A 10,377-nucleotide genomic window follows, 5' to 3' on the forward strand; every position below is an offset into this window, starting at 1 on the left:
TGCGCTCGCGCACGTAGTCCTGGAAGGACAAGGTGCTCATGGCCAGTTGTTTCACATCGTCTTGCACGGTGCTGGCCAGATTGGCCATGGCGGAGCGCACAGGCTGAGCGTCCTGGCTGGCGGCCTTCTTGGGCGCAGGCACTTCCGCAGGCTGATCTTTGCTGCGAACCGCGCTCTTTTCCACACCTTCGACTGCGTACGCGTCGATGGCGGGCACGCTGTCACCGGCCATGGCCAGGATTTCGATACCGCCTTCGGCAGCGGGCTTGGTGGACAGGACGACGGCGTCGTCACCGAATGCAGCCTTGACCTTTTGCATGGCCTCACGGCTGTTCCGTCCGATAAAGCGTTTGACGTTCATGCGTGGCCTCCGATCAGGGTACCGATGCGAATCGAATGGGTCTCAGGAATCTCGCTGTGGCCCAGCACCTTCAGGCGAGGGGCTGCGCGCTTGAGCAAGCGAGCCACGCTGGGACGGATGGCGTCCGGCACCAGCAGGCATGCGGGGTGACCCATGTTTTCCTGACGCTGGGTGGCATCAGCCGCCTGGCGTGTGAGGTGGTCTGCCACGCCGGGGTCCAGCATGGGACCGCTCGGCGAAGTCAGGGCCTGGGTCAGCAGGCGTTCGAGATCAGGCTCGATCGCGATGACGTCCAGCTCCCGAACCGGGCCATAGATCTGCTGCACGATGGCAGGAGCCAGGCCAATGCGAATACGGCGGGCCAGTTCGGCCGGATCCTGCGCCACATTGCTACCCGCCGAGGCGTTTTCCGCCAGCGATTCAATGATGGAGCGCATGTCACGGATGTGCACACCCTCTTCCAGCAGCAGCTGGAGGACTTTTTGCAAGATGGGGATGCCGACCATTTTGGGAACCACGTCTTCGATGAGTTTGGGAGCCAGTTTCGTCACATGCTCCACAAGCTGTTGGGTCTCTACCCGTCCCAGCAACTTGGCTGCATGCATTTGCATCAAGTGTGAGAGATGTGTCGCGACGACAGTCGATGGATCAACGACCGTGTAGCCCGCCATTTGCGCGGCATCCCTTTGCCGTTCTTCGATCCACACCGCCGGCAAACCGAAGGCCGGGTCGGTCGCCGAGGCGCCCTGAATGGGGTTCGTCACATGCCCGGGGTTGATCGCCATGAGCATGTTGGGGAAGACTTCGCCCTCACCCACCACGGCCCCGCGCAGGGTGATGCGGTAGAAGCTGGGGCGCAACTCCAGGTTGTCCTTGATGTGCACGGAGGGCGGCAGGAAGCCCACTTCCTGCGCAAACTTGCGGCGCACGCCCTTGATGCGGTTGAGCAGGTCACCGCCACGGTCCTTGTCCACCAACTGGATCAGGCGGTAGCCCACTTCCAGGCCCAGGGTGTCCACGGGCTGCAGGTCTTCCCAGGTGGCTTCGCCATTCGGGTTGGCCGCTTCGGCGGCGGGCTTCTCGGCCGGCTTGGGTGCGAGACGTTGGGCCTCTTGCTTCTCGTGCAAACGCCAGGCGCCATAGCCCATGCCCCCCGCCACCGGCAGGAACACCAGCGCCGGCATGCCTGGAATCACCCCCAGCAAACCAATGATGCCGGCCACCACCCCAATGACCTTGGGATTGGTGAACATCTGACCCATGATCTGGCCGCCCACGTCCTGGTCCTTGCCCACGCGCGACACCACCATCGCCGACGCGACCGAGATCAGCAGTGCGGGGATCTGCGCCACCAGCGCGTCGCCCACGGCCAGCAGCACGTAGGAACTGGCAGCCTCGCCGGGAGACAGGCTGTGCTGCACCACCCCGATGACAAAACCACCGATGATGTTGATGAACAGAATCAGGATGCCGGCGATCGCATCGCCCCGCACGAACTTGGAGGCACCGTCCATGGAGCCGTGAAACTCGGCTTCTTCGCCCACTTCCTGACGGCGGCGCTTGGCTTCGGCCTCGTCAATCAAGCCGGCATTGAGGTCGGCGTCAATCGCCATCTGCTTGCCGGGCATGGCGTCCAGGGTGAAGCGGGCGCTGACTTCAGCAATCCGCTCGGAACCCTTGGTGATCACCACGAAGTTGATCACCACCAGAATGGCGAACACGATCAAGCCCACGGCAAAGTTGCCGCCAATCAGGAAGTGACCGAAGGACTCGATCACCTTACCGGCCGCGCCCGCACCGGTGTGACCTTCCAGCAGCACCACACGGGTCGACGCCACGTTGAGCGACAGACGCAGCAGCGTGGTCAACAGCAAGACCGACGGGAAGGCAGCGAAGTCCAGCGGACGCAGCATGGTGGCCGCCACCATCATCACCATCAAGGCCGTGGCGATGTTGAACGTGAAGAAGAGGTCCAGCACGAAGGGCGGCAGCGGCAGCACCATCAGGGCCAGCACGGCGACCACGACCACGGGGGCGGCCATGGCCTGCAGGTTCTTGTTCGAGCCACCGAAGATGGCCTGGAGTTTTTGCAGGAAGGGGTTCATGCTTCAAGCTCCGTGGGAGAGGTGTTGTTCTTGTTCTTGCGGGATGCGGGGTGATGCGGGTCCATCTCGTCGGGCACCGCCAAGTCAGGCAGATTGCCCGGCAGCGGCGCCTGCCCGGACAGGGCCTGACGCAGTCGGAACACATAGGCCAGCACCTGTGCGACAGCGCTGTACAGCGCCACCGGCACTTCCATGTCGACTTCGGTATGGGCGTACAGCGCACGTGCCAGCGGCGGCGCTTCCAGCACCGGCACGCGGTTCTCGGTGGCCACGTCGCGGATCTTCAGCGCCAGCAGGTCGACGCCCTTGGCGATCACGCGTGGGGCGCCCATCGTGGCCTCGTCATACTTCAGTGCCACGGCGTAGTGGGTCGGGTTCATCACAACCAGATCGGCCGTGGGCACGGCAGCCAACATGCGCTTGCGAGCCATTTCGCGCATCTTTTGCTTGATGCGACCCTTGACTTCCATGTTGCCTTCTTGCTGCTTGAATTCGTCCTTGACGTCCTGATGGCTCATGCGCATGCGCTGGGCAAACAGGAACTTCTGCAGCGGCCAGTCCAGCAAAGCAAAAGCCGCCATCACCAGCAGCATCGAGCCCAGCACCTCGCCCATGGTCATCCCCAGGGTGTGAATGGCCGCCGGCAAGGGCTGCGCCAGCAAATCCACCATGCTGGGCCAGGCCTTGTAGAGAAACATGGCGCCCGCCACCCCCAGAATCAGCCCGAGCAGGCTGGCCTTGAGCGCATCAATCAGTTGCTGCTTGGACAGCAGGTTGCCAAAGCCGGAAATGGGGTTGAGCTTGCCAAAATTGGGCATCAGCACCTTGAAGCTCATCACCCAGCCGCCTGCCAGCACGCTGGCCGCGACCGACGCCAGGGCAATGCCCAGCGCAAACGGCACGATGATGTAGAGCGCTTGAGTGCTCCACACCCACAGTCGCTCCGTCATCACTTCAGGGGTGGCCACGGTGCGCGCGTCAAAACGCAGGCCCATGTGCAATTGATCCTGGATGCGGCTCATCCAGACCGGCACCAGCCCCATCAGCACCCCGGTCGCAGCCAAGACCACCAGGAAGTGGCCCAGGTCCTTCGAACGGACGACCTGGCCCTCTTCGCGGGCTTTTTCCAGTTTCCGCGCCGAGGCGGGTAACTGTTTGTCTTGTGAGCTGTCGTCGGACATGGTGGTGGGAATACGGCTGGATGACAGCGATTCTTGGCCAGCACCAAAAATTCTTGAGCGAGATAAGCGGGGTTCGGCACGCCCTATTTCGCGCCTTGACAGAGACAGGTGTGACCCTGACCCAACCATCGAACGTGACTTATGTCACACGCTGTTCGCCAAGCCCTTCTCACACCTTGTGTCTTGCCCCACACTGGACTCCAAAGGCTGAAACAAGCGGGTAAATGTGCACTTGGTTCGCGCCCTGCCTGTTTCACAATCCGACAGACTGAACACACTTGGCTACAAGGCCCTGGTCTAAGCCCTCGATACGCCGTGCCCACTTCGAACATCGCACCACTGCTGAAAGCGCAATGCGACCACGTGATTGACACGGCGGCGGACTTTGCTCGTCGCATCAGCCAAGGCACCTTGTCGGCGCTGCGCAATTCGTCTGCCGAATTGAACACGGCCATGGATCGCAGGTTGATTTTCACGGTCGCCGAAGCCCTTCAGATTCATCACAATGCGTTTGACCAAGCGGTGGCGCATTGCTTGAAGAACCAGATTCTTGAGGCACTGTCGCAACTGTCGCGAGACATGCGCCTGCCGACGTCAACGTCCCGAATTTCGATCAGCGAGCTGAGCCTGGTCAGCGACGACGAGGCCGAAGCCACGGTCGAAACCTCACGGATCGTGCAACTGGTCAAGCTCGACGCCGAATGGGAGTTGGCCGAGTGGCAATCTTGTTGTGCAGCGGTGCTGGGTGAAAAAGATCTCCGCGCCGAATCCAACCCACTGCGTCCAGAGGTCTATGCCCAGGCCTTGAGTGATGCCGCCCGCGTGCTGAATCTGGACACCCCACCCCGGCAACTGTTGCTGCGCGTGGCGGGACAGGTGCTGGCCAAGCAACTCAAAGAAACCTACAGCCAGCTGATTCACCGCGTACAACAGCAAGGTGTGCAACCCTTGGCTTACCGGGCCATGGTGCAAGCCAGTGCGCCCAATCAGCAGGTCGACGTCACACAGCCCGGCCAGTTGGATGCCCTGCTGCACCGGCTCCCCGCCAAAGCACCGTCTCAACGCCCCGACCCGGCACTGACCGCCCTGCTGGCCTCCAGCCAAGCCAATGAAGTGGATCTGCAGGCCCTGTCCGGCCTCAGTCATCTGCTCGAGCAAATGGTGGCGCAGACAGCATCGCAACCCACGGTGCAGCCCATGGTCCGGCAATTGCAGCCTGCGCTGTTCAAGTTGGCCGTGAACGACTCCGGCTTGCTCAGCCGTGGCGATCACCCTGGCTGGCAGCTGATCAACGACATGCTGGCGTATGTCGCGGGCTTCAGCCGGCAAGACGATGTCTCGCTCAAGCAGTTCCTCTCTGGCGTTCAGCCGTTGATCAACCGGCTGATTGCCTTGCCCAATCCGGTCGGCGTTGATTACGACCTTGCACGACAAGAAGTGCGTGCGCTGATTGAAAAGCAGGACGCGCAATTGCTCCAAGATCGGGAAGCCGAGCTTGAAACACTGCGCGAGGCTGATCACAAGGAAACCCTGCGCCCGCTGCTGCGGGAGCAGGTCGAGCACCAGCTCAGCAATCGGACGGTGCCACTGGCAGTGGGCGATTTCTTGCGTGGTCCCTGGGTAGAGGTGATGATCCTTGCCATGACCAGCAAAGAGCTGGGTGAGGACGAAAGCCAATGCCTCGTCAATGTGGTGGACGAGCTGATCGACAGCCTGCAGCACCCCACCTCGCTGGAAGCCAAGCAGCAACTGCGGGATTTGCTCCCCGACCTCACCGCCACGTTGCGCAAGGGCATGGCGCTCATCGACATGCCACCGCACGCCCGCGCCACACTGATGGAACAGTTGATGGCCGTGCATGGTCGTTTTCTGCGCAGCCCACCACGCCCTCGGCCTGAACTCACACCCGAGGAAATTGTTCAGCAGATGCGTGAGGAGCATGTCGAGTCGCAATGGCTTCACAGTCGCTCGGATGCGCTGGACACCGGCGTCGATGACCTGCCCACCATCCCCATGGGACTGGAAGATCATGACAGCAGCGCGGCCGAAGCTTCGGCTGCAGCATGGGTCGACCACTTGCAAATTGGCACGTGGTGCAAGCTCACGACACGCGGCCATTGGTCCACCGCACGCGTGGTCTGGATCAGTGAGCACCGCCACTTCTTTGTCGTGACACTGGAGCGCACAGATCAACTGGTGACACTCACCCGCAAGGCTTTGATTCGCCTGCGCAATGAAGGTTTGGCCACTGAACTGCAAGACCGCAGCGCCGTGCAGACTGCCGCCGATCAATTGATCGAATCCCTCCCACGCTGAGCCCAGCGCACTGACGCATCAAAACGCGTCGCTGGGCACGATGGTCCACTGCTGGCGAACCTCGCCATCGCCGTGCACGCTGTGCAGATGCACCGGAAAGCCCCATAGACGCGCCACATGCTTGAGCACCTCGCGCGTCCCATCGCCCAGCGGGCGGTCGTTGTGCCGTGTGTGCCGCAGGGTCAAGGAGCGATCCCCGCGAAGGTTCACGCTCCACACCTGAATATTGGGCTCGCGTGAACCCAAGTCATATTGACGCGACAAGGCTTCGCGCAACGCCCGGTAGCCACGCTCATCGTGGATGGCACTGACCTCGTACGCCGAAGCCTCTTCCTCATCCCGGATGGCAAACAGTCGGAAATCGCGCATGACCTTGGGCGAGAGAAACTGCCCGATGAAGCTCTCGTCCTTGAAATTGCGCATGGCATCGTCCAAGGTCTTCACCCAGGCATGCTCACGCTTGTCCGTGCCGGCGGCAGACCCCGCAAAATCCGGAAACCAGAGTCGGTCTTCATCGGTCGGCGCTTCACAAATGCGACGCAAGTCGGTGTACATCGCAAAGCCCAGCGCGTAGGGATTGAGCCCGCTGTAAGCCCGATGACCGACAGGTGGCTGGTAAATCACATTGGTGTGCGACTGCAGCCACTCCATCATGATGCCGTCGGTCAACCAGCCATCGTCATACAGGGTATTGAGCAGGGTGTAATGCCAGAACGTGGCCCAGCCTTCGTTCATCACCTGCGTTTGCCGTTGCGGATAGAAATACTGCGCCACCTTGCGCACGATGCGCACGATCTCGCGCTGCCAAGGCTCCAGCAGCGGGGCATGCTTCTCAATGAAGTACAACAGGTTTTCCTGCGGCTCGGCCGGAAAACGCTTGACCACCTCTTCCTCTGGCCGATCTGCGCGCCGCGGCAAGGTGCGCCACAGGTCGTTGACCTGCTGCTGCAAGTAAGCCTCACGCTCTTCTCGGCGAGCCAGCTCCTTGTTCAGTGACAACTTGCCCGGCCGACGGTAGCGGTCTACGCCATGGTTCATCAAGGCATGGCACGAGTCCAGCAACTGCTCCACCGCGTCCAGTCCATGCCTCGACTCACACTGCGCCACGTAGTTCTTGGCATAAACGAGGTAGTCGATGATGGACCCCGCATCGGTCCACATCCTGAAGAGGTAGTTGCCTTTGAAAAAGCTGTTGTGCCCATACGCTGCATGCGCGATCACCAGCGCCTGCATGGCCATGGTGTTTTCTTCCATCAGGTAGCTGATGCATGGATTGGCATTGATGACGATTTCGTACGCCAACCCCATGAAGCCACGGCGATAGTTCTTTTCGGTGGCGATGAACTCTTTGCCATAGGACCAATGGCGATAGTTCACCGGCATGCCCACGCTCGCGTAGGCATCCATCATCTGCTCTGCGGTGATGATCTCCAGCTGATTCGGATAGGTGTCCAGCCCATAGCGTTCGGCCGTGGCACGGATGACGTCGTGATAGTCCTCGATCAACTCAAAGGACCAGTCTGACGGACCGGGCAAAGGCTTGGGCAGGTTCAACAGGGTCATGCGGCCACCCCTTCCCGTTTGAACAACTCCCTGAACACCGGATAGATCTGCGAGGCATCCAACACCTTGCGCATGGCAAAGTGCGCGTACTGTTCATCCAGCACCTGATACTCGTCCCAGAGGTTCTGTTCGGTCTGCGCCACCTGCACGTAGGCGTAGTACCGCACCAGGGGCAAGATCTTCTGCGCCAGGATCTCGCTGCAGCGGCTGGAGTCCTGATGCCAGTTGTCGCCATCGCTGGCCTGCGCCACATACAGGTTCCATTCGCTGGCGGGGTACCGCGCCTGGATGATCTGATCCAGCAGGACCAAAGCACTGGACACCACGGTGCCGCCCGTCTCGGTGGCATGGAAAAACTCCTGCTCACTCACTTCCTGCGCTTGCGTATGGTGCCGAATGAACACCAGCTCGATCTTGTCGTAATGCCGTGTCAGAAACAGGTACAGCAAGATGAAGAACCGTTTGGACAGCTCCTTGCGTTGCTCATCCATGGAGCCTGACACGTCCATCACGCAAAACATCACCGCCTTCGTGGTGGGCACCGGCACCTTGATGCGACTGCGGTAGCGCAGATCAATCGGGTCCAGATAGGGAATCGCTGCGAGCCGTCCCTTCAAATGCGCCACTCGCGCTGTCAGTTGCGACATGCGATCCAGACGTCGCGCGGTTGCCAGAGGATCTCCGCCCTCAGCAGCCAACGCCCCGACCGACGCCTCGTCCGCCAATTCAGCCAGTTCCTGCTCCAGCTCGGCCAGTTCGCGTTTGGCACTGGCGCCCAACGCAATGCGCCGACCGAGCGAGCCTCGCATGGAGCGCACCACATGCAGGTTGTTGGGCGTGCCATCGCTGGAAAAGCCCGCCCGCTGGCTCTTCCAGTCAGGCACCTCGGCCAGGGCCGTCTTGACCAGGTTGGGCAACGCCAAGTCTTCGAAGAAGACCTGCATGAACTCCTCTTTGCTCAGCGTGAAGACAAAGTCGTCTTCGCCTTCACCGCTGTCGCTGGCATCGCCCTGCCCACGCCCCTGCCCCGCACCGCCTTGTGGCTTATCGATGCGATCCCCGCGCACGTATTCCCGATTGCCCGGATGCACCACCTCCCGAAAGCCGCCATCCCCATGCTGAAAAACCGGCTCGGACAGATCCCGTTTCGGGATGCTGATGTCCTCGCCCTTTTCCAGGTCCCGAATGCTGCGCCCATTGATGGCGCGTTGCACCGCCTCGCGCACCTGGGTCTTGTAGCGACGCAAGAAGCGCTCACGATTCCCGACGGACTTGTTCTTGCCCGCCAATCGTCTGTCAATGATGTGTTGCCGCATCATGGCGCCCTTTCTGCGCAGCGTCAGAAAGCCTCAGGAAATCAAGACGATTTGCGCACGCGCAAGTACCACTCGCACAGCAAGCGCACCTGCTTGGCGGTGTAGCCCTTGTCCACCATGCGATTGACAAAATCCTCGTGCTTCTTGGCCTCGTCTGCGCTGGCCTTGGCATTGAAACTGATGACCGGCAACAGCTCTTCGGTGTTGCTGAACATCTTCTTCTCGATCACCGTCCGCAACTTCTCATAGCTGGTCCACAAGGGATTTTTGCCACCGTTGTTGGCCCGCGCACGCAAGACGAAATTGACGATCTCGTTGCGGAAGTCCTTGGGGTTGGCAATGCCGGCGGGCTTTTCGATCTTTTCCAGCTCGGCATTGAGCGCCGCACGATCAAAGTTCTCACCCGTGTCGGTGTCGCGGTATTCCTGATCCTGAATCCAGTAATCGGCATACGTCACGTACCGGTCAAAGATGTTCTGACCGTATTCGGAATAGCTCTCCAAATAGGCAGTCTGAATCTCCTTACCGATGAACTCGGCGTAGCGCGGTGCCAGCATCTCCTTGATGTACGAGATGTACTTCTGCTCCGTTTCGGCAGGAAACTGCTCGCGCTCGATCTGCTGCTCCAGCACGTACATCAGATGGACGGGGTTGGCGGCCACCTCTGCCGGATCAAAGTTGAACACCTTGGAGATGATCTTGAATGCAAAGCGCGTCGAGATGCCGCTCATGCCCTCATCCACCCCGGCATAGTCGCGATACTCCTGAATGGACTTGGCCTTGGGGTCGGTGTCCTTCAGGTTCTCGCCGTCATACACCTGCATCTTGCTGAAGATGCTGGAGTTTTCGGGCTCCTTCAAGCGCGTCAGGATGGCAAACTGGCTCATCATCTTCAGCGTTCCCGGCGCGCAAGGCGCTTGCGCCAGCGAGGACCCGCGAATGAGCTTCTCGTAGATCTTGATCTCTTCACTGACCCGCAGGCAGTACGGCACCTTGACGATGTAAATCCGGTCCAGGAAGGCCTCGTTGTTCTTGTTGTTGCGGAAGGCCTTCCATTCACTCTCGTTGCTGTGCGCCAGCACCACGCCATCAAACGGGATGGCCCCGAAGCCTTCCGTGCCCTTGAAGTTACCTTCTTGCGTGGCCGTCAGCAGCGGGTGCAGCACCTTGATCGGCGCCTTGAACATCTCGACAAACTCCAGCAGGCCCTGGTTGGCCAGACACAGCCCGCCCGAATAGCTGTAGGCATCGGGGTCGTCCTGGGCGTAGGCCTCCAGTTTGCGGATGTCGACCTTGCCCACCAGGCTTGAAATGTCCTGATTGTTTTCATCGCCCGGTTCGGTCTTGGCAATCCCGATTTGCTTGAGCACGCTCGGATAGCGCTTGACCACCCTGAATGAAGCGCCCCGGGTTTCGCGGAGGCTCCAACACTGGAGAATGGAGCCATGAAGAAGTCCCCGAAGTTTTCCCCTGAGGTTCGTGAGCGAGCGGTGCGCATGGTGCAAGAGCACCGGGCTGAGTACCCGTCGCAATGG

At 60.6% G+C, this 10,377-nt stretch carries 5 protein-coding genes and 2 pseudogenes; 1 reads left to right on the forward strand and 6 read right to left on the reverse strand.

What is annotated here, in order from left to right:
- From ACMV18_RS02140 to flhB, 3 genes and pseudogenes are all read right to left on the reverse strand, one after another.
- Window positions 1-361 (reverse strand): annotated as a pseudogene (locus tag ACMV18_RS02140) (flagellar biosynthesis protein FlhF); the annotation flags it as partial.
- The gene (flhA, locus tag ACMV18_RS02145; RefSeq protein WP_420816506.1) at window positions 358-2,466 is read right to left on the reverse strand and encodes a flagellar biosynthesis protein FlhA; all 2,109 of its coding nucleotides are present in this window, start codon (window positions 2,464-2,466) and stop codon (window positions 358-360) included. The gene flhA and the pseudogene ACMV18_RS02140, both read right to left, overlap by 4 nt.
- Window positions 2,463-3,647, reverse strand: coding sequence for a flagellar biosynthesis protein FlhB (flhB, locus tag ACMV18_RS02150; RefSeq protein ID WP_374256083.1), 1,185 nt, complete (start codon window positions 3,645-3,647; stop codon window positions 2,463-2,465). Before flhB ends, flhA begins: the two co-directional genes overlap by 4 nt.
- Window positions 3,648-3,962: 315 nt before the next feature.
- On the opposite strand from flhB, the gene ACMV18_RS02155 reads away from it, so the two are divergent.
- Window positions 3,963-5,963, forward strand: coding sequence for a DUF1631 family protein (locus ACMV18_RS02155; RefSeq protein ID WP_420816507.1), 2,001 nt, complete (start codon window positions 3,963-3,965; stop codon window positions 5,961-5,963).
- Between the two features lie 18 nt (window positions 5,964-5,981).
- Here ACMV18_RS02155 and ACMV18_RS02160 read toward each other — a convergent pair whose 3' ends face one another.
- From ACMV18_RS02160 to ACMV18_RS02170, 3 genes and pseudogenes are all read right to left on the reverse strand, one after another.
- A complete protein-coding gene (locus ACMV18_RS02160; RefSeq protein ID WP_420816508.1) occupies window positions 5,982-7,526 on the reverse strand; it encodes a SpoVR family protein in 1,545 nt (514 codons plus the stop codon).
- A complete protein-coding gene (locus ACMV18_RS02165) occupies window positions 7,523-8,842 on the reverse strand; it encodes a YeaH/YhbH family protein (RefSeq protein ID WP_420816509.1) in 1,320 nt (439 codons plus the stop codon). The genes ACMV18_RS02160 and ACMV18_RS02165 overlap by 4 nt, the downstream gene beginning before the upstream one ends.
- A gap of 41 nt (window positions 8,843-8,883) precedes the next feature.
- A pseudogene (locus tag ACMV18_RS02170) lies at window positions 8,884-10,239 on the reverse strand (PrkA family serine protein kinase); the annotation flags it as partial.
- Between the last annotated feature and the right edge of the window lie 138 nt (window positions 10,240-10,377).

The sequence above is a fragment of the Aquabacterium sp. genome, assembly GCF_048860245.1.
In the GTDB taxonomy this organism is placed as follows: domain Bacteria; phylum Pseudomonadota; class Gammaproteobacteria; order Burkholderiales; family Burkholderiaceae_C; genus Aquabacterium.